General features: G+C 55.4%; 17 protein-coding genes, 2 tRNA genes and 2 riboswitches. Of the genes, 12 read left to right on the top strand and 7 right to left on the bottom strand.

Translation table 11 applies throughout. The annotated features are described in order from the left end of the window. Positions 1 to 46 precede the first annotated feature (46 nt). The 3 genes from gcvT to IPI80_RS06740 all read right to left on the bottom strand — a co-directional run bounded on the left by gcvT (position 47) and on the right by IPI80_RS06740 (position 3,468). Positions 47 to 1,195 (bottom strand): glycine cleavage system aminomethyltransferase GcvT, encoded by a 1,149-nt coding sequence (gene gcvT / locus IPI80_RS06750; RefSeq protein WP_413858405.1) that lies wholly within the window; start codon positions 1,193 to 1,195, stop codon positions 47 to 49. 57 nt (positions 1,196 to 1,252) lie between these two features. Further along, positions 1,253 to 1,375: riboswitch (glycine riboswitch) on the bottom strand. Between the two features lie 20 nt (positions 1,376 to 1,395). Next, positions 1,396 to 1,497, bottom strand: a riboswitch (glycine riboswitch). An 18-nt stretch (positions 1,498 to 1,515) separates the two neighbouring features. Beyond that, positions 1,516 to 1,737, bottom strand: a complete 222-nt coding sequence (locus IPI80_RS06745) for a YdcH family protein (RefSeq protein ID WP_413858403.1) — start codon at positions 1,735 to 1,737, stop codon at positions 1,516 to 1,518. Between the two features lie 39 nt (positions 1,738 to 1,776). Next, complete coding sequence (locus tag IPI80_RS06740; protein ID WP_413858401.1) at positions 1,777 to 3,468, bottom strand: electron transfer flavoprotein-ubiquinone oxidoreductase; 1,692 nt, start codon at positions 3,466 to 3,468, stop codon at positions 1,777 to 1,779. Between the two features lie 135 nt (positions 3,469 to 3,603). On the opposite strand from IPI80_RS06740, the gene IPI80_RS06735 reads away from it, so the two are divergent. Continuing rightward, on the top strand, positions 3,604 to 4,386 hold the full coding sequence (locus IPI80_RS06735; protein ID WP_413858399.1) for an SDR family oxidoreductase: 783 nt from the start codon (positions 3,604 to 3,606) through the stop codon (positions 4,384 to 4,386). A gap of 90 nt (positions 4,387 to 4,476) precedes the next feature. Here IPI80_RS06735 and IPI80_RS06730 read toward each other — a convergent pair whose 3' ends face one another. Then, a complete protein-coding gene (locus IPI80_RS06730) occupies positions 4,477 to 5,235 on the bottom strand; it encodes a 3-hydroxyacyl-CoA dehydrogenase (protein ID WP_413858397.1) in 759 nt (252 codons plus the stop codon). Positions 5,236 to 5,368: 133 nt separating this feature from the next. Here IPI80_RS06730 and IPI80_RS06725 point away from each other — a divergent pair. The 3 genes from IPI80_RS06725 to rimO all read left to right on the top strand — a co-directional run bounded on the left by IPI80_RS06725 (position 5,369) and on the right by rimO (position 7,491). Beyond that, positions 5,369 to 5,445 (top strand) — tRNA-Val (locus IPI80_RS06725). A gap of 149 nt (positions 5,446 to 5,594) precedes the next feature. Further along, on the top strand, positions 5,595 to 6,044 hold the full coding sequence (gene phaR, locus IPI80_RS06720; protein WP_413858395.1) for a polyhydroxyalkanoate synthesis repressor PhaR: 450 nt from the start codon (positions 5,595 to 5,597) through the stop codon (positions 6,042 to 6,044). A 52-nt stretch (positions 6,045 to 6,096) separates the two neighbouring features. Further along, positions 6,097 to 7,491: a 30S ribosomal protein S12 methylthiotransferase RimO gene (rimO, locus tag IPI80_RS06715; protein WP_413858393.1), complete on the top strand. Its 1,395-nt coding sequence runs from the start codon at positions 6,097 to 6,099 to the stop codon at positions 7,489 to 7,491. Between the two features lie 82 nt (positions 7,492 to 7,573). On the opposite strand, the gene IPI80_RS06710 is transcribed toward rimO, so the two are convergent. Next, positions 7,574 to 7,658: transfer RNA gene (locus IPI80_RS06710), tRNA-Leu, on the bottom strand. Between the two features lie 22 nt (positions 7,659 to 7,680). On the opposite strand from IPI80_RS06710, the gene rnr reads away from it, so the two are divergent. Further along, the gene (rnr, locus tag IPI80_RS06705) at positions 7,681 to 9,975 is read left to right on the top strand and encodes a ribonuclease R (RefSeq protein WP_413858727.1); all 2,295 of its coding nucleotides are present in this window, start codon (positions 7,681 to 7,683) and stop codon (positions 9,973 to 9,975) included. Positions 9,976 to 9,978: 3 nt separating this feature from the next. Here rnr and IPI80_RS06700 read toward each other — a convergent pair whose 3' ends face one another. Both IPI80_RS06700 and IPI80_RS06695 read right to left on the bottom strand, forming a co-directional pair. Beyond that, positions 9,979 to 11,346 (bottom strand): NAD(P)H-hydrate dehydratase, encoded by a 1,368-nt coding sequence (locus tag IPI80_RS06700; RefSeq protein WP_413858725.1) that lies wholly within the window; start codon positions 11,344 to 11,346, stop codon positions 9,979 to 9,981. Positions 11,347 to 11,419: 73 nt separating this feature from the next. Beyond that, a complete protein-coding gene (locus tag IPI80_RS06695) occupies positions 11,420 to 12,034 on the bottom strand; it encodes a hypothetical protein (RefSeq protein ID WP_413858391.1) in 615 nt (204 codons plus the stop codon). A gap of 281 nt (positions 12,035 to 12,315) precedes the next feature. On the opposite strand from IPI80_RS06695, the gene rpsB reads away from it, so the two are divergent. The 7 genes from rpsB to IPI80_RS06660 all read left to right on the top strand — a co-directional run bounded on the left by rpsB (position 12,316) and on the right by IPI80_RS06660 (position 18,265). Next, positions 12,316 to 13,068, top strand: a complete 753-nt coding sequence (gene rpsB / locus IPI80_RS06690; protein ID WP_413858389.1) for a 30S ribosomal protein S2 — start codon at positions 12,316 to 12,318, stop codon at positions 13,066 to 13,068. A gap of 85 nt (positions 13,069 to 13,153) precedes the next feature. Beyond that, a complete protein-coding gene (gene tsf, locus IPI80_RS06685; protein ID WP_413858387.1) occupies positions 13,154 to 14,077 on the top strand; it encodes a translation elongation factor Ts in 924 nt (307 codons plus the stop codon). Between the two features lie 44 nt (positions 14,078 to 14,121). Beyond that, on the top strand, positions 14,122 to 14,844 hold the full coding sequence (gene pyrH / locus IPI80_RS06680; RefSeq protein ID WP_413858385.1) for a UMP kinase: 723 nt from the start codon (positions 14,122 to 14,124) through the stop codon (positions 14,842 to 14,844). Positions 14,845 to 14,892: 48 nt separating this feature from the next. Beyond that, positions 14,893 to 15,453 (top strand): ribosome recycling factor, encoded by a 561-nt coding sequence (gene frr / locus IPI80_RS06675; RefSeq protein WP_413858383.1) that lies wholly within the window; start codon positions 14,893 to 14,895, stop codon positions 15,451 to 15,453. Positions 15,454 to 15,484: 31 nt separating this feature from the next. Further along, positions 15,485 to 16,213: a polyprenyl diphosphate synthase gene (gene uppS / locus IPI80_RS06670; RefSeq protein WP_413858723.1), complete on the top strand. Its 729-nt coding sequence runs from the start codon at positions 15,485 to 15,487 to the stop codon at positions 16,211 to 16,213. 10 nt (positions 16,214 to 16,223) lie between these two features. Then, positions 16,224 to 17,069: a phosphatidate cytidylyltransferase gene (locus IPI80_RS06665; RefSeq protein ID WP_413858381.1), complete on the top strand. Its 846-nt coding sequence runs from the start codon at positions 16,224 to 16,226 to the stop codon at positions 17,067 to 17,069. Beyond that, positions 17,066 to 18,265 (top strand): 1-deoxy-D-xylulose-5-phosphate reductoisomerase, encoded by a 1,200-nt coding sequence (locus IPI80_RS06660; protein ID WP_413858379.1) that lies wholly within the window; start codon positions 17,066 to 17,068, stop codon positions 18,263 to 18,265. The genes IPI80_RS06665 and IPI80_RS06660 overlap by 4 nt, the downstream gene beginning before the upstream one ends. Positions 18,266 to 18,275 lie beyond the last annotated feature (10 nt).

Here is an 18,275-nt window from a genome sequence, read left to right as displayed (position 1 = left end):
CCAGCGCAGACTGTAGCCGCACACCGTGCGACTCGGCCAGCCCTGATTAACCTCGGTAGTAACGGGTTGGCACAAAAGGCATGGCGCTCACCACCATGGGCACCGGCTTGCCGCGCACTATGGCCACCACCTGGGTGCCCAGGGCACTAAAGGCGGCATCCACATAGCCCATGGCCACCGGCTTGTCGATGGTGGGGCCGAGCAGGCCGCTGGTGACTTCACCAATTTTGTTGCCCTTGCCGTCTTGCAGTTCGGTGTGGTCACGCACCGGGATACGTTCTTGCGCAATTAATCCAACACGTTTTCGGGCTCCAGCCCTCGTAGAATCTGCAAGTAGCGCTAGTATTTTTGTAGCACCCGGGAAACCGCCTTCGCGCGCTCCACCGGCACGGCGCACCTTTTGCATAGCCCACAGCAGGTTGGCTTCCACCGGGTTGGTAGTCGTGTCGATGTCATTGCCGTACAGGCACAGACCCGCTTCCAGGCGCAGGGAATTGCGGGCTCCCAGGCCAATGGGTTTGACTTCGGGTTGGGCCAGCAGAGCGCGTGCCAGTGCATCGGCCTGGGATGCTTGCACGGAGATCTCGAAACCGTCTTCTCCGGTGTAGCCACTTCGGGTCAGGAACACGTCGATCTTTTGGGTGCCAGTGTTGACCGTGAAGTTGCCACCGGTCATGAATACCAGCTTTTCCACACCGGGTGCCAAGCGCGACAGGGCCGTGACGGCCTGTGGCCCTTGCAGTGCCAGCAGCGCCATTTCAGGCATGGGGATGACCTGGCAGCGTGTGCCGATCTTGGCCTGGATGTGGGCTATGTCGCCCACCTTGCAAGCGCCGTTCACAATCACAAAAATCTCGTTGTTCCCCATGTTGAAGAACATCAGATCGTCGATGATGCCGCCGTCTTCGTTGAGTAGCAGGCCGTAGCGCTGCTTGCCAACTGCCAGGTCGATCACGTCCACCGGAATCAGGGTCTCAAAAGCAGCGGCGGCATCGGGGCCGACCAGGCGCAACTGGCCCATGTGGGAGACGTCGAACAGGCCAGCGGCGGTACGGGTGTGGTGGTGTTCGGCCATCAGGCCGGCGGGGTACTGCACCGGCATGGAATAGCCGGCAAAGGGCACCATGCGGGCGCCGAGTTCGATGTGCAGGGCGTTGAGCGGAGTCGTCAACAGGGTGTCGGAGGGTGCGGACATGGGATTCCTTGGGGGCAATTGGGTATCCACGGCACCAACACATGGTTCATGCCGTGGGCTGCCCCCGCTGTCCGCTTTACCTGAGAGATTCGCCGGGCCTGACGCACACGTTGTGTGCCGACTGCGGTTTGCTCCTTCGGTGGGCTGCATCGTGTGCAGCCTCTCTCCAGTGGGGATCGTGGTGCGGCATCGCTGCCGTACCACGTTTGTCAGTCCTTTTGCCTGAGCGTTCAGACCGCTGCAATCAGCGGTCCTGCGCCTTCGGCGGCCTCTTTGGAGGGGCTCTCTCCTGACCGGCTGATTCTAAGCCATACGCCGGTTCAAGCGGGCGTGCCGGCCTTCTTCAAAATGACGTAAAGCTGGTCTTTCAGGAGGAGCTTTTCTTTCTTCATGGTCTCAATCTCTTCTGGGGTTCCTGTCTCTATGTGGGATTCCATGTTCTTGACCTTCTGGTCCAGTGCATTGTGTTGATCAAACAGCCGGCTGAAATGGTGGTCGCTGGTCTTGAGCTGGGTAATCAGATCACGGTATTCAGGAAACATTAAAAGTCCTCTCAGGTTGGTAAAACTTGCCGTAATGGCTTACATGCCTACGTAGTTCGGGCCGCCACCGCCTTCGGGCGTGATCCAGTTGATGTTCTGGGTCGGGTCCTTGATATCGCAGGTCTTGCAGTGCACGCAGTTTTGCGCGTTGATCTGCAGTCGTTCGGTATTGTCGGCGTTTTTTACAAACTCATACACACCGGCGGGGCAATAGCGGGCTTCTGGCCCCGCATATTTTGCCAGGTTGATGCTAACCGGAACCGAAGCGTCTTTCAGGATCAGGTGGGCGGGCTGGTTTTCTTCATGGTTCACATTGGCGATGAATATGCTGCTCAATCGGTCAAAAGTCAGCTTGCCATCTGGCTTTGGGTAGTCAATTGGTTTGCATTCAGCGGCCGGTTTCAGGTATTCGTAGTCGGCCTTGGTGCGGCGCAGGGTCCAGGGCATGTTGCCGCGCAGGGCGAACTGTTCGACGCCGTTCATCAGTGTGGCAATGGTCAGGCCCCACTTGAACCAGGCCTTGAAGTTGCGCGATTTGTTGAGTTCTTTGAAAAGCCAGCTTCGCTCAAACGCCTCGGGGTAGGCGCTGAGTTCGTCGTGTTGGCGGTTGGCGACAATGGCGTCGTAAGCGGCCTCGGCAGCCAGCATACCGGTCTTGATGGCCGAGTGGCTGCCTTTGATACGGCTCACGTTTAAGAAACCGGCATCACAGCCCACCAGAGCACCACCTGGGAACACGGTTTTGGGCAGGGATACCAGGCCACCAGCGGTAATTGCGCGCGCGCCATAGGACAGTCGTTTGGCGGTCACTTCCCCTTTGTCGTTTTCCAGGTAGTAGCGGATGTTGGGATGGGTCTTCCAGCGCTGGAACTCTTCAAACGGGCTCAGGTAAGGGTTGCTGTAGTTCAGGCCGGTGACAAAACCGAAAAAGACTTTGTTGTCCTCCATGTGGTACATGAAAGAGCCGCCATAGGTTTGCTCATCCATCGGCCAGCCAGCGGTGTGCATGGCAAAGCCAGGTTGGTGGCGGGAGGGGTCGACCTCCCACAGTTCCTTGATGCCAATGCCGTAGGCTTGGGGATCGCAGCCTTCGTCGAGCTTGAATTTGGCGATGAGCTGTTTACCGAGATGGCCACGCGAACCTTCTGCGAATATGGTGTATTTTCCCAGCAGTTCCATGCCGATCTGGAAGTGGTCGGTGGGTTCACCGTCCTTGCCAATGCCCATATTGCCCGTAGCCACGCCTTTGACCGAACCGTCCGCGTTGTACAGCACTTCGGCAGCGGCAAAGCCGGGGAAAATTTCCACGCCCAAATTCTCGGCTTGTTGTCCAAGCCATTGGGTCAGAGCGCCCAAGCTGATGACGTAGTTGCCATGGTTTTGCGAACACTTGGGCAACAGAAAGTTGGGCATGCGAAAGCTGGACTTCTCACTCAGGAACACCATGGCGTCATCGGTGACGGGCTGGTTTAATGGGGCTCCCATTTCTTTCCACTTGGGGAAGAGTTCAGTCAGGGCGATCGGGTCCATGATGGCGCCCGACAGAATATGTGCCCCGGGCTCGGAGCCTTTTTCCAGCACGACCACCGTTACGTCTGTGCCTTTTTCTGCGGCGAGTTGTTTCAGACGAATGGCTGTGGCAAGACCGCCAGGGCCACCGCCGACAACGACCACGTCGTATTCCATTGCTTCACGTGGGCCGAACTGGGCAAGAATTTCTTCGTTTGTCATGGTGGGTCTCGTTCAATAATGGGGCTAAGTGGATTCTGCCAAGCATTGTCTGTTGCTGGTCTGATGTACCGCAAATTTTACGCCTTGAATGCGGTAAATAGCACGATCGTTCTTTTATTTGTGGGGGTACTCTAGATGGCTTACACCATTGATCTTTCGGGCCGCGTGGCCTTTATCACCGGCGCATCCAGCGGTTTGGGTGCCCAGTTTGCGCGAACCCTGGCCGGTGCGGGGGCTGCCGTGGTTCTGGCAAGTCGCCGGGTTGACAGGCTCAAAGACCTGCGGGCGACCATCAATGCCGACGGAGGCGATGCGCATGTAATTGAGCTGGACGTCAACGACCATGACTCTATCAAATCTGCCGTGGCCCATGCTGAGACAGAAGTTGGCTCCATCGACATTTTGGTGAATAACTCTGGCGTGAGTTCGAGCCAGCGCATCCAGGACGCAACCCCAGATGACTTTGACTACATGTTTAACACCAACGTCAAGGGTGCGTTTTTTGTAGCGCAAGAGGTGGGCAAGCGCATGCTGGCGCGGGCCACAGGGGCTGCTCCGGGTACCTTCACCGGCGGCCGCATCATCAATGTCGCGTCCATGGCGGGTTTGCGGGTGTTGCCGCAGATTGGCGTGTATTGCATGAGCAAAGCGGCAGTCATTCAGATGACCAAGGCCATGGCGTTGGAGTGGGGTCGCTTTGGTATCAACGTCAATGCCATCTGCCCCGGCTACATCGACACCGAAATCAACCACCGCCACTGGCAGACAGAAGCCGGTCAGAAACTCGTGCATATGCTGCCCCGGCGGCGTGTTGGACAGCCACAGGATCTGGATGCGTTGATGGTCATGTTGTGTTCGGACCAGAGCCATTTCATCAACGGAGCGGTTATTTCTGCGGATGACGGCTTTGGCGTGTAGCATATGTTTGCCCCACGCTCCTCCAACTTCGTGTGAGTCGCTGCCCCCCAAGGGGGCGCATTTCACCTAGGGGCGGCCCGGCGGTGAAATTTAGCGTGGTGCCAGGCGGATAGCACCGTCCAGGCGGATCACTTCGCCATTGAGCATGTCGTTCTCCATGATGTGCAGTGCTAGCTTCGCGTAATCCTGTGGTGTGCCCAGACGGCTGGGGAAGGGCACGCTGGCGGCCAGCGCATCCTGCACCTCCTGGGGCATGCCAAACAACATAGGCGTGCCGAAGATGCCCGGCGCGATGGTCATGTTGCGGATACCGCTGCGAGCCAAGTCACGGGCAATAGGCAGGGTCATGCCCACCACGCCACCCTTGGATGCGCTGTAGGCGGCCTGGCCAATCTGGCCGTCATATGCGGCCACCGATGCGGTGGAGATCATCACCCCGCGTTCGCCGGTGGACTCGGGTTCATTCTTGGACATGGCATCAGCGGCCAGGCGAATCATGTTGAAGCTGCCCACCAGATTCACGGTGATGGTGTTGGTAAATACCGCCAGGCTGTGTGGTCCGTTCTTGCCCACTGTCTTTTCGGCAGGTGCAATGCCTGCGCAATTGACCAGGCCCATGAGTTTGCCCATGGAGACCGCTTTGGCAATCACTGCTTGACCGTCTGCCTCTTGGCTCACATCACATTTCACAAAAGCACCACCAATTTCCATGGCAACGGCCTCGCCCTTTTCAATCTGCATGTCGGCGACGACGACCTTGCCGCCTTTGCTGGCCAGCATGCGCGCAGTGCCTTCACCCAGACCGGATGCGCCACCGGTGACGATAAATACCTTGCCTGCGATTTCCATGGTGTTTTCCTTGTAGTAGATTGGAGCGATTGACGTTTACGTAAACGTCAATTATGACCCAGTCTCGTCACCTAGGGCGCGCTGCTCGGAAGGGCCAGCTTTTACTGCTATACTTCGGCCTCTCGAATACTGTAGGCGCGTAGCTCAGCTGGTTAGAGCACCACCTTGACATGGTGGGGGTCGTTGGTTCGAGTCCAATCGCGCCTACCAAATATGCCTTGGTTTCTTCAATGAAACCAGGGCTTTTTTGTTTTTGCCAACGGGCCGAGGGTATTCCCAGGGCGAAGCGTGTGTGAGCCTCCCTAGAATGTATTGCACTGCAATACACTCCATGCAACTCAGGGAGGCAGTCACTTTTCATGCAAAATAGATCCACCACAGACCGAAAATCGGCACAAAGGGTTATCAAGAAATACCCCAATCGACGTCTTTACGACACGGACACGTCCAGTTACATCACGCTGGCCGAAATCAAGCAATTGGTCATGGAGAACGAGCCGTGCATGGTGGTTGATGCCAAGACTGGCGAAGATCTCACGCGGAGCATTCTGATGCAGATCATTCTGGAAGAAGAGGCCAATGGCTCCCCAATGTTTACGGCGCCCGTTCTGGCCAACATCATCCGCTTCTATGGCCATGGCATGCAGGGATTGATGGGCGGGTACCTTGAAAAGAACATGCAGGCCCTGATGGATTTACAAGCCCCGCTGGTGCAGGGAACCATGGGTAACAACCTATTTCAGCAAATGCAGGAGCAGATGCAGAAGCAGACAGAACAGTTGCTCGGCACTTTTGGGTTGAAGCGCTGACACAGCGATGCCTCAGCATATGAGGTGATGCAAAAGCTGGGACAATCAGCGTATGAGCGAAGCATTTTCCCCCCAGCCCCATATACCCACTGTCGGTTTTGTAAGCCTCGGATGCCCCAAGGCGTTAACCGATTCGGAATTGATACTGACCCAACTGAGCGCCGAAGGCTATCGGACCTCCAAGACCTTTCAGGGCGCCGATCTGGTGATCGTGAACACCTGCGGTTTCATTGACGATGCCATCAAGGAGAGCCTGGACACCATTGGGGAAGCTTTGGCCGAAAACGGCCGCGTCATTGTCACTGGTTGCTTGGGGGCGAAGACTGCGGACAATGGGGACAACATGGTCCGCCAGATGCACCCCAAGGTGCTGGCCGTGACCGGGCCGCATGCCACCCAGGAGGTCATGGATGCGGTGCATATCAATTTGCCCAAGCCCCACGACCCATTTCTGGATCTCGTTCCCAACTCTTTTGGTGTTGCGGGCATCAAACTCACACCGCGTCACTACGCCTACATGAAGATCAGCGAAGGCTGTAACCACCGTTGCACTTTTTGCATCATTCCTTCCATGCGCGGTGATCTGGTGTCGCGCCCCATTGGCGATGTGCTGACGGAAGCGCGTGCGCTGTTTGAGGGTGGAGTGAAGGAGTTGCTGGTAATTAGCCAGGACACATCAGCCTATGGTGTGGACGTGAAATACCGCACGGGCTTCTGGGATGGCAAGCCGGTTAAAACACGCATGTTGGAACTGGTACAGACACTGGGTGAAATTGCCGAACCCTATGGTGCCTGGGTGCGCTTGCACTATGTCTACCCTTACCCTAGTGTGGACGAAATTATTCCACTCATGGCAACGGGGCGTGTGCTGCCGTATCTGGACGTCCCCTTGCAGCACAGTCATCCTGACGTTTTGCGGCGTATGAAGCGTCCCGCCAGTGGTGAAAAGAATCTGGACCGCTTGCAGAAGTGGCGTCAAGACTGCCCCGAACTCGTTATACGCAGTACCTTCATTGCCGGCTTTCCGGGTGAAACGGAAGAAGAGTTTTCGCACTTGCTGGATTTCATCCGCGAAGCGCAAATCGACCGGGCCGGTTGTTTTGCTTACAGCCCAGTCAAAGGTGCTGCAGCCAACGACCTGCCTGGCATGCTGCCCCAGGAAGTACGCGAAGAGCGCCGTGCGCAGTTCATGGCCGTTGCTGAAGCGGTTTCTGTGGCCAAGTTGCTAAAACGCGTGGGTTCCACCATGCAGGTATTGGTGGACTCGGCGCCGAATATGGGTAAAAAAGGTGCAGTGGGTAGAAGCTACGCTGATGCGCCAGAAATTGATGGTGTGGTGCGCTTGCTTGCGCCAGAGAAGATTAGCAAGACGTTGAAAGTTGGTGAGTTCACCAAAGCGCGCATTGTGGCGGCGCAAGGGCATGACCTGGTTGGTATACCCATTTAAAGGCGTACTTGGACTACGATTCTTCAGGACAAAAAAAAGCCACTGAAATTCAGCGGCTTTTCATTAACTACATTACTATAGTTGGTGCCCAGAAGAGGACTCGAACCTCCACGAAGTTACTCGCTAGTACCTGAAACTAGTGCGTCTACCAATTCCGCCATCTGGGCATTTCAGGAAAGTGAGAAGTATATCAAAAATATTAGCCAAAACAGCGGACTTCTGGATGAAGTAGAGGGAATTGTTCAAGGTCATCGCGATGGCCATGGATTCGTTTCACGCGATGACGGTGCCCCAGACATTTATTTGCCTCCAAACGAAATGCGGGCTGTTCTGCACAAGGATCGGGTCAAGGTCCGTATCGTGCGCAGCGACCGCAAGGGAAGGCCTGAAGGCCGAGTGGTTGAAATACTGGAGCGTTCAAAACAGCCCATTATTGGTCGCCTGTTGCAAGAAAGTGGAGTCTGGTTGGTCGCACCGGAAGACAAGCGTTATGGGCAGGATGTCCTGATACCCAAGGGCGCCACCAGTGTGGCCAAGGCCGGTCAGGTGGTGGTAGTGGAACTGGTCGAACCGCCAGCCCTTTTTGGGCAGCCAGTGGGGCGTATCAAGGAAGTTTTGGGTGAGGTGGACGACCCCGGGATGGAGATTGAAATCGCCGTGCGCAAATACAGTGTGCCGCACGAGTTTTCGCAAGCCTGCATCGCGTTGGCGCGTACGCTGCCCGACAAGGTTCTGCCACACGACAAGGTGGATCGGATTGATTTGACCGATGTCCCGCTGGTCACTATTGACGGCGAAGATGCGCGCGACTTTGACGATGCCGTGTACTGCGAACCGGCAACCAAGGGCCGCGGCAAGTCCGCAGCCAAGGGCTGGCGGTTGCTGGTGGCGATTGCCGATGTGAGCCACTATGTGGAGACGGGTTCTGCCATTGACGTGGACGCTTACGACCGTGCCACCAGTGTGTATTTTCCGCGCCGTGTGATCCCCATGTTGCCGGAGAAGCTGTCCAACGGTTTGTGCTCCCTCAATCCCGAAGTGGAGCGCCTGTGCATGGTGTGCGATATGTTCGTATCGGACGATGGGAGGGTCGAGGCCTACCAGTTTTACCCCGCAGTGATGTGGAGCCATGCCCGGTTTACCTATACCGAGGTGGCGGCGATCCTGGGCAACACCCGAGGCCCAGAGGCAATCAAACGCAAGGATCGCGTGGGAGATTTGCTCAACTTGCATGGCGTGTACCAAGCGCTGATCAAGTCTCGCCAAAAGCGCGGAGCCGTGGACTTTGAGACTACCGAGACTCAAATCATTTGTGACGAAAACGGACGTATCGAAAAAATTGCACCCCGTACGCGCAATGTGGCGCATCGCGTGATCGAGGAGGCGATGCTTGCGGCCAATGTCTGTAGCGCGGATTTCATCGCCCAGAGCAAGCATCCGGGACTTTTTCGGGTGCATGAAGGCCCCACGCCCGAAAAGAAAGAGATATTGCAGAACTATCTGAAATCGACTGGACTGGGCATGAGCATCAGTGAAGACCCGTCCCCTGGGGAATTTCAGGCTATTGCTCTGGCAACCAAAGACCGCCCGGATGCCCAGCAAATCCATTCCATGTTGTTGCGCTCCATGCAGCAGGCCATTTATACACCGTCCAACAGCGGGCATTTTGGACTGGCTTACGAGGCGTACACCCATTTCACCAGTCCCATTCGGCGCTATCCCGATTTGCTGGTACATCGGGTTATCAAGGCAGTTTTGGCCAAGACCCGCTACCAGCTACCGGTGCTACCCACGCCCGGCGAGGCCCATGCAAAACTGGCTCGCAGGCTGGAAAAGAGTGGCGTGGCCCGCGCTGGACAACTCAAACAAGCCCCCAAGAAAACCAATGCTGAAGGCATGGCCTGGCTGGCGGCGGGTTTGCACTGCAGCGCGAATGAACGTCGCGCCGATGAAGCCAGCCGCGATGTGGAAGCATGGCTTAAGTGCAAATACATGAAGGAGCACTTGGGCGAGGAATATGGTGGGGTGGTCACTGCGGCGACCAGCTTTGGCATATTTGTGACTTTGGATGAAATGTATGTGGAAGGACTGGTTCATATCACGGAGTTGGGAGGCGAGTACTTCCGTTTTGATGAAGCACGTCAGGAGTTGCGCGGTGAGAGAACCGGAACCCGATACGCAATTGGCACCCGAGTGCGCATCCAGGTGAGTCGCGTAGATTTGGATGGTCGAAAAATTGATTTCCGTCTGGTGCAGGATGGCGAAGGCTTGGTATCGCGCGCCATGGTAGATAAGGGAATGGGGCGTGATACCAAGGCGCGATCACCCAAGCCTGAACGCTCTGAACCGCAGGGAAAACACACGCGGTCATTGTTACTGATGGGCGAGCCCATCAAGCGACTGGGAGGCAAATCTGCGAAGGCATCGAAGTTGGCTGATAAGCCTGCAGCTGCTTCCAAAAAGGCTCCCAGGAAGCGTCGTTGATCCCTACAACGCACGTGCCAAACCCTGGGCAGTCAAAGTGTTTCTCTGGGGCCAGGTATCGGCAATTGCGCCGTGTCTATAAACCGATTCACATGTGCTGTGGAATATTTCACCACCTGCAGCAAGTCGCGCGCCAATCAAGCCGGCCAATACGTCACCGGTACCAGCGCTGGCCAGTCGAGCATTGCCACTGGGATTGATGTGCGGCACGACACCTGGCGCTGCAATGATCGAGCCGGAACCTTTGAGCACGATGGTGCAGCCAAATCGGTCCGCCAGGGCCTGCGCTGCCGACAGCCGATTGGCTTGTACCGCATGCGTCTCTAGCTTGAGCAAATGAGCAGCTTCCAGCGGGTGGGGCGTGAGTACAGTGGCTCCAACTCTGCGGGCCCTCAGCCGGTCTTGTAGCGTCGTGTCTTGGGCGATGGCATTCAGCGCATCCGCATCCAGAACCAGCCGATCCGAATGGTCGAGGATATCCGCCAAATGTGAGGCGATGGCTTGACCACCGCCGCATCCAGCTACGACAGTCATGGACTTGTACGCCAATTCCGATAGAGGGCGAAACATGAGCTCAGTCTGGCCGATATCCAATGCCAAGGCGGCGCAATCCAACAGGCTGACATAGACCCGCCCGGCGCCACCGTGCAACGCGGCTCGTCCTGCCAGCAGTGCGGCACCGGTCATGCCTGGACTTCCACCAATAATCGTGACATCGCCGTAACTGCCTTTGTGCGTGTTGTGTGCGCGTGAAGGTGGAAGAAGAGGGCCTCCCAGTTGCGCATAGGCGCTGGTTGGCTGCGCAATACCGAGGTCGTCAAACCAGACGTCACCACTTGCTTCCCGGCCATCGGCTGTGAACAGGCCTGGCTTGAGTGTCAACAGACTGAGTGTGACGTCAGCATTTATGCAGAGACTTCCACCAGAACCGGTATCCGCATCAAGACCGGAAGGTACATCGATGGCAAGTACCGGTGCTGGGCAGTAGTTGATATGTTGTATCCAGGCGCTGCAGGTTGCGTCAAACGGCCGGATTCGACCGATACCGAAAAGGGCGTCAATGCACAGATCGTATTGATTAGGCATGGAGTCTGAAAAACACACGCCCGCTTCGAGGGCACCTTTTCGGGCGGCATCTGCATCTTTAGGCAGGTGCATGGTGTTACCCAGGCTTGTCACGACCGGGCACTTGCCCCAGAGACGCAGGTGGCGCGCTGCTTCATATCCATCGCCCCCGTTGTTTCCAGGGCCACAGGGTATCCAGATCACGTTAGCATGGGGAGCAATTGCCATGGCAAGTCGTGCCACCGCAAGGCCAGCTCTTTGCATCAAACTGTGGGGGCGCAGAACCAGACTGGCAGACTGCTCCAATAGCCGTGTTGTGGCATTGTCGAATAGAAGGCGAGCGACACTTTGGTGGGAGCTGTGTCGGCTCAAAATGCGTTCAGTACTCGTAGCAGTCTCCCTCGCGAGCCAGCGGGATATCCATTCTTTGGATAACACCAGCATTGCTCAACAGCGCTTCATCAAATGCGGCTTCCAGGGCGTCGTCGCTGCCGATACATTCATATTCTGCATCGGTGTACGAACAATCGGCAATGAATACGCCCACAACCTGGACCACTTCATGGATTATGGTGGTCTTGTCGTTCCCGGGCTCAAAAATGTTGTACGGAGGCTCGTGATCTCCCGCGAACAAGACCGATTTGCCTTTGCAGTAACCAAAATCAATGACGGGGTGGTTGAGTATGTAAGGTGTTACGGTTGCCGATCCGATTTGAACTGATTTTGCAGGAATCGGGATTACATATTCAATCCGAGCCTGCATCTCGGCATCGCGGGCCGGAAAGTAACTGTACTGGAGTTGTGTAGCTGAGACTAGGTCAATGCTTTGGCTAGAAACCGAATCAAAGCAACTCTGAATGTGATTCCAGTGGGCATCCGCAATTTGGGCGTTGGCGGTAATCGGAATCTCTGCAATCAGCATTTGAGATAGCGGTAATATGCTGGTACCGGCTTCAAGAATAGTCAACTGATTAATGTCAGTGCGAATCTCCATACAGGTCGTGTTACCGCCGTAACGCATCGTTTTGGGGCTTGGCGAGGCGATTGATTCGCGCACCTCCCCAAAAAAATGACCTTCATGGTGATCCCTTTATGTGAAGACAACCGGGCAACTTGAGTTGGCATGTTATACTCGAAAGGCTTTGCTGATGGTGCGACTTGTTCTGTTGGCAACGCAATCGCAAATCCGCCCCGTCAAGGTGTTGATCATCCAGTATTTATATTCTGGGTGCCAATAAGGGGGCTGGATTTTAGACCTAACCTTTGGAGTAATTTATGGCTGTAACAATGCGCGAAATGCTGGAAGCCGGCGTCCATTTTGGACACCAAACCCGCTTCTGGAACCCCAAGATGGCCCCGTTTATTTTTGGTCATCGCAACAAGATTCACATCATCAACCTGGAAAAATCGCTGCCGATGTTCCAGGATGCTGCCAAGTTTGTTCGCCAGTTGTCGGCCAAGCGCGGCACCATTTTGATGGTGGGTACCAAGCGCCAGGCGCGCGATATCGTTTCCGCTGAGGCCCAGCGGGCTGGTGTTCCTTTTGTGGATCAGCGCTGGCTGGGTGGCATGTTGACCAATTTTAAGACCGTCAAGACCTCAATCAAGCGGCTGAAAGACATGAAGACGCAACAAGAGGCCGGCCTCGACAGCATGAGCAAGAAAGAGCAACTGATGTTTGCTCGCGAAATGGAAAAGCTGGAAAAAGACATTGGTGGCATTCAAGATATGACTGCGTTGCCCGATGCTATTTTTGTAATTGATGTGGGATACCACAAGATTGCCATTTCCGAGGCCAAGAAGCTGGGCATCCCTCTGATCGGTGTTGTGGATTCCAATCACTCACCCGAAGGGATCGACTATGTGATCCCTGGTAACGACGACTCTTCCAAAGCTGTGATGCTGTATGCGCGCGGCATTGCGGATGCGATTCTCGAAGGACGTGCTAACGCCATGGACGACGTGGTCAAGGCAGTTTCAGCCGAGAGTGGCGACGAGTTCGTTGAGGTGAGCGAAGCTTCTGCCTGAAGCCTCTGCCGCCCGAAAAAGGGGGCTTCTTGGCCCCTTTTTTTTAGCCTTTATTAAACTATTGAATTGATTACGGAGAAACGATATGGCTGCAATTACCGCAAGCATGGTTGCTGAACTGCGTGGAAAAACAGATGCCCCGATGATGGAGTGCAAAAAGGCCCTGACGGAGGCCGAAGGCGATATGGCCAAGGCAGAAGAGCTGCTGCGCGTGAAGTTGGGTAGCAAAGCAGGCAAGGCGGCTGCGCGTATTACGGCTGAAGGGGTAGTTGTAAGTAGTATAGAAGGCACAGTTGGTGCTTTGTTGGAAGTCAACTGCGAAACCGACTTTGTAACCAAAAATGACAGCTTCCTGGCATTGGCCAACGCGGCGGCTGCATTGATTGCAAAGCACAATCCTGCCGATGTGGCTGCACTCGGTGCATTGACCTACAGCCAAGATGGTTTTGGTCCTACACTGGAAGATGTACGCAAGGGTTTGATTGGCAAGATTGGCGAGAACATGACTTTTCGCCGTTTCAAGCGTTTTGCTACCGGTGCGCAACTGGCTTCTTATCTGCACGGCACCCGCATTGGCGTGGTTGTCGAATTTGAAGGTGATGCAGTTGCGGCCAAGGATGTGGCCATGCACGTTGCGGCGATGAAGCCCGTCGCCCTGACCAGCAACGATGTGCCAGCTGAACTAGTAGAGCGTGAGCGCTCAGTTGCAGCCGCCAAGGCTGCTGAAGATGCAGCCGTTGCAACCGCTGCTGGCAAGCCTGTGCAGTCCGCTGAAATTGTTGCCAAGCGCATCGACGGTGGTGTGCAAAAGTACCTGAAAGAGGTTTCGTTGTTCAACCAACCGTTTGTCAAGAACGACAAGCAAACCGTCGAGCAAATGCTCAAGGTCGGAGGCACCACCGTGAAGGCGTTTACGCTCTATGTGGTCGGCGAAGGCATTGAGAAGAAGGTTGACGATTTCGCCGCGGAAGTGGCGGCACAGGTTGCCGCGGCCAAGCAAGCGGCCTGATCAACAGGCCTTTTCCCGCCGTACGCGTATTACCGGAGTTACCCATGAGCCCAGAAGTCCCTGCATACAAACGCATTTTGCTGAAGTTGTCAGGGGAGGCTTTGATGGGTGACGACCAGTTTGGCATCAACCGCGACACCATCGTCCGTATGGTCGATGAAATTGCGGATGTGACGCGACTGGGTGTCGAGGTGGCCGTTGTCATTGGCGGTGGAAATATCTTCCGTGGAGTTGCAGGTGGATCTGTAGGCATGGACCGCGCCACTGCTGATTACATGGGCATGTTGGCAACGGTGATGAATGCCTTGGCACTGGGCGATACGATGAATAAGGCCGGGCTGGTTGCGCGTGTTATGTCAGCGATCGGTATTGAGCAGGTGGTTGAGCCCTACGTCCGGCCGAAAGCCTTGCAATACCTGGAAGAGGGTAAGGTAGTTATCTTTGCGGCAGGTACTGGTAACCCGTTCTTCACTACTGATACTGCTGCTGCGTTGCGTGGTGCAGAAATTGGTGCAGAAATTGTGCTCAAGGCGACCAAGGTGGATGGTGTTTATTCGGCAGACCCCAAGAAAGACGCCAGTGCCACCCGCTACTCCAATATAACTTTCAATGAAGCCATGTCGCAGAATCTGGGAATCATGGATGCAGCAGCGTTTGCACTGTGCCGTGACCAGAAACTTCCCATCAAAGTGTTTTCCATATTCAAGCATGGAGCGCTCAAACGGGTGGTGATGGGTGAAGATGAAGGCACGCTGGTACACGTGTAAGTGGTGCGACGGAGCGTGGTAATAGATTTGATGAGCGGAGTATGAACTATGGCAATTGATGAAATAAAGAAGACACTGGACGTAAAAATGGACCAGTCCATCGCCGCTTTCAAGCACAACCTGACAAAGATTCGCACAGGACGCGCCAACCCCGCATTGCTCGATACCGTGCATGTAGACTATTACGGCGCCATGTTGCCACTCAGCCAGGTTGCCAACCTTTCCTTGCTGGATGCCCGTACCATCAGCGTTCAGCCCTGGGAAAAGGGTATGGGTGCCAAGATTGAAAAGGCCATCCGCGACAGCGATTTGGGTCTGAATCCCTCCAGCATGGGCGATTTGATCCGTGTTCCCATGCCCATCATGACTGAAGAACGTCGCCGTGAGCTCAGCAAGGTGGTACGCGGAGAAGGTGAAAATGCCAAAATTTCTGTGCGCAGTTTGCGCCGTGATGCCAATGAAGCCGTCAAGAAATTGGTAAAGGAAAAGTTGGCATCCGAAGACGACCAAAAACGTTCCGAGGCCGAAATCCAGAAGGCGACGGATCGCCATATCACCGAAGTGGATAGGTTGGTTGCCGCCAAAGAGCAGGACATCATGGCGGTTTAATTGCCGCCTAATGCAAGAACAGTGCTCCCCAATGGCTGAACAGGTTAGCGTGCCACGCCATATTGCCATTGTGATGGATGGAAATGGCCGGTGGGCCTCCAAACGTTTCCTGCCTCGAGTCGCGGGTCACAAACAGGGTGTGGATGCCCTTAAGCGCATTGTCAGCGCCTGCCCCGACCGCAATATCAAAATCCTGACCGTTTTTGCTTTTTCTTCAGAAAATTGGAATCGCCCTGCGGAAGAGGTTTCAGGATTGATGGACATTTTGGCGCTGGCCTTGTCACGGGAAGTGCCCAAATTGATGCGTGACGGTGTTCGCATCCATTTTGTGGGAGCCAGAGACAATCTATCCGCCCGTGTAAAAAAAGGACTGGAAGAAGCGGAAGCCGCAACTGCGGGTAATTCCATTCTGACCCTCAATGTGTGCTTCAACTATGGTGGACGTTGGGACATTGCAGCGGCTGCTGCGCGCCTTGCGGCCGAGGGCACGTCTATCACTGAAGCGAGTCTCTCCGCTGCACTGGCGTTAGCACATTGCGCAGATCCCGATTTGATCATTCGAACAGGCAACGAAAAGCGGTTGAGCAATTTTCTGCTTTGGCAGGCGGCCTATTCCGAGTTGTATTTCAGCAAGCTGCTGTGGCCGGACTTTGACGAGGCTGCATTGGATGCAGCATTGTTGGAATACGCTTCTCGTGAACGACGCTTCGGTAAGACCTCGAATCAGGTCGTTAGCGTATCTGCAGCCCCCTTGCCCTGAAGGACTCACTATGCTCAAGCAACGAATCATTACGGCATTGTTGCTGTTGGCTGTGCTGCTACCTGCTGTTTTTTACCCCGTGCCAGAGGTGTTCGCGCTGGTTGCCCTCATTTTGATAGGTGCAGCAGCTTGGGAGTGGGCACGCATGAACCAGTGCGGGCAGGCATCTTCACTGGTTGCTGGTGGTGTGTGCGTATTTATGTGTGCTGCGTCATGGCTGGGGGGTGGGCTGTACGCCCCGCTCAAGATACTGTGGATTTTTGCCGGCAGTGCTTGGGTGGTGTTGGGTGCATGGCTGCTTTACCGTGGTGTTGCAGTATGGACCCATGTTCCTCGGGTCGTGCGTTTGGTGGGTGGAATTTTTGCACTCTGGGTGGCTTGGATCGCTGTGGTACAGGCGCGGATCATGGGCATCAATTTTTTGTTTTCTGTGTTGGTATTGGTCTGGGTTGCTGACATTTTTGCCTATTTCGCCGGCAGGGCCTTGGGCGGGCGTTTCTTTACACGCAAGCTCGCCCCCACCATCAGTCCTGGCAAAACCTGGGAAGGTGCAATCGGCGGCATGGCTGGCGTCGTTGCCTGCGCATTTCTGTGGCGGTACCTAGACAGCGCCTACGCAGTTGATGTGGCGAGCCTGTATACCCGCTTGGGGGACAACCACATCACCTTCATGGTGTTGGCATCGTTGTTTCTGGCAACCATGAGTGTGGTGGGTGATCTGGTGGAGTCGCTGTTTAAGCGCAGTGCGGGTGTTAAGGACAGCAGCGGTCTGCTGCCTGGACATGGTGGCGTGTTGGACCGTGTTGACGCGCTATTGCCCATACTGCCACTGGCCATGATGCTGGGTACGCTATGACGATGGAGAAAAAGCGGGTGGTGGTGCTAGGGTCTACCGGCTCCATTGGGGTCAATACACTCGATGTGTTAGAGCATCACCCAGAACGCTTTGAAGTGTTTGCACTCACGGCTTCAACGAGTGTGGATGCCATGCTGAAGCAGTGTGTACGGCACAAGCCGGAGTTTGCCGTGATGGCCAGTGAGGAACACGGTCGCTTGCTCGAAGCGCAGTGCCGCTCGGCAGACCTCTCTACCCATGTTTTGTGGGGCACTAGCGCCATTGAAATGGTAGCTGGCCACGAGCAGGCGGATACGATCATGGCGGCCATTGTGGGAGCGGCAGGATTAGCCCCCTGCCTGGCAGCTGCCAAATCTGGCAAACGACTATTACTGGCCAACAAAGAGGCCCTGGTGGTGGGTGGCCAATTGTTTATGGACACGGTGGCAGCTGGTGGGGCTACCTTGCTGCCGATCGACAGCGAACACTCTGCCGTATTCCAATCCCTGCCACAAGATCCTTGTGACTGGCCTGCGCGCATTGACAAGATTATTTTGACAGCGTCTGGAGGGCCCTTTCGGACACGCGACCCAGCAACTTTGTCCATGGTGACGCCTGACGAGGCTTGCGCCCATCCCAATTGGGTGATGGGACGCAAGATTTCGGTGGATTCAGCCACCATGATGAACAAGGCGCTTGAAGTTATAGAAGCCCGATTCCTGTTTGGCGTTGCACCGGAGCAAATTCAGGTAGTTATTCACCCGCAAAGCGTAATTCACTCGATGGTCCAGTATATTGATCATTCGGTAGTGGCCCAGCTCGGCACGCCGGACATGCGTGGGCCCATCGCCTACGGTTTGTCGTGGCCAGACCGAATCAAGTCTGGCGCCACTGCATTGAACTTTTCCAGCATGGCGGGTCTGACGTTTGAGGAAATTACTGCGGAAGGACACACGTTGCGTTTCCCTGGAATCGGTTTGGCCTGGGCGGCACTCAAGGCAGTGCCAGGCACCACGGCTGTTTTGAATGCCGCCAATGAGGTGGCGGTCGCCGCGTTTTTGGACCGGCAAATCCGGTACGACCAGATTCACCATATCAATCTGGAAACTCTGAATGCGGTCATACCGCAGGCACCCACTTCACTGGAAGACCTTTTAAGCCTTGACCAACAGACCAGGGCTGCCGCACAAACGCTGGTTGCTCGTTGGTGTGCCTGAGTGCGACGAA

This window comes from Candidatus Aalborgicola defluviihabitans (assembly GCF_016705985.1).
Lineage (GTDB): Bacteria > Pseudomonadota > Gammaproteobacteria > Burkholderiales > Burkholderiaceae_C > Allorhodoferax > Allorhodoferax defluviihabitans.
The sequence above is the reverse complement of the archived record's forward strand: the minus strand, read 5'-3'. Positions and strand labels throughout refer to the sequence as shown.

Excerpts from the sequence above, each read along its gene's own strand:
- rimO (WP_413858393.1), top strand. The coding sequence starts at position 6,097 with ATGAGCGAAGCATTTTCCCCCCAGCCCCATATACCCACTGTCGGTTTT.
- IPI80_RS06730 (WP_413858397.1), bottom strand. The coding sequence starts at position 5,235 with ATGGAAATCGCAGGCAAGGTATTTATCGTCACCGGTGGCGCATCCGGT.
- gcvT (WP_413858405.1), bottom strand. The coding sequence starts at position 1,195 with ATGTCCGCACCCTCCGACACCCTGTTGACGACTCCGCTCAACGCCCTG.
- rpsB (WP_413858389.1), top strand. The coding sequence starts at position 12,316 with ATGGCTGTAACAATGCGCGAAATGCTGGAAGCCGGCGTCCATTTTGGA.
- uppS (WP_413858723.1), top strand. The coding sequence starts at position 15,485 with ATGGCTGAACAGGTTAGCGTGCCACGCCATATTGCCATTGTGATGGAT.
- IPI80_RS06745 (WP_413858403.1), bottom strand. The coding sequence starts at position 1,737 with ATGTTTCCTGAATACCGTGATCTGATTACCCAGCTCAAGACCAGCGAC.
- IPI80_RS06660 (WP_413858379.1), top strand. The coding sequence starts at position 17,066 with ATGACGATGGAGAAAAAGCGGGTGGTGGTGCTAGGGTCTACCGGCTCC.
- tsf (WP_413858387.1), top strand. The coding sequence starts at position 13,154 with ATGGCTGCAATTACCGCAAGCATGGTTGCTGAACTGCGTGGAAAAACA.
- IPI80_RS06695 (WP_413858391.1), bottom strand. The coding sequence starts at position 12,034 with ATGGAGATTCGCACTGACATTAATCAGTTGACTATTCTTGAAGCCGGT.
- IPI80_RS06735 (WP_413858399.1), top strand. The coding sequence starts at position 3,604 with ATGGCTTACACCATTGATCTTTCGGGCCGCGTGGCCTTTATCACCGGC.
- frr (WP_413858383.1), top strand. The coding sequence starts at position 14,893 with ATGGCAATTGATGAAATAAAGAAGACACTGGACGTAAAAATGGACCAG.
- IPI80_RS06665 (WP_413858381.1), top strand. The coding sequence starts at position 16,224 with ATGCTCAAGCAACGAATCATTACGGCATTGTTGCTGTTGGCTGTGCTG.
- pyrH (WP_413858385.1), top strand. The coding sequence starts at position 14,122 with ATGAGCCCAGAAGTCCCTGCATACAAACGCATTTTGCTGAAGTTGTCA.
- phaR (WP_413858395.1), top strand. The coding sequence starts at position 5,595 with ATGCAAAATAGATCCACCACAGACCGAAAATCGGCACAAAGGGTTATC.
- IPI80_RS06740 (WP_413858401.1), bottom strand. The coding sequence starts at position 3,468 with ATGACAAACGAAGAAATTCTTGCCCAGTTCGGCCCACGTGAAGCAATG.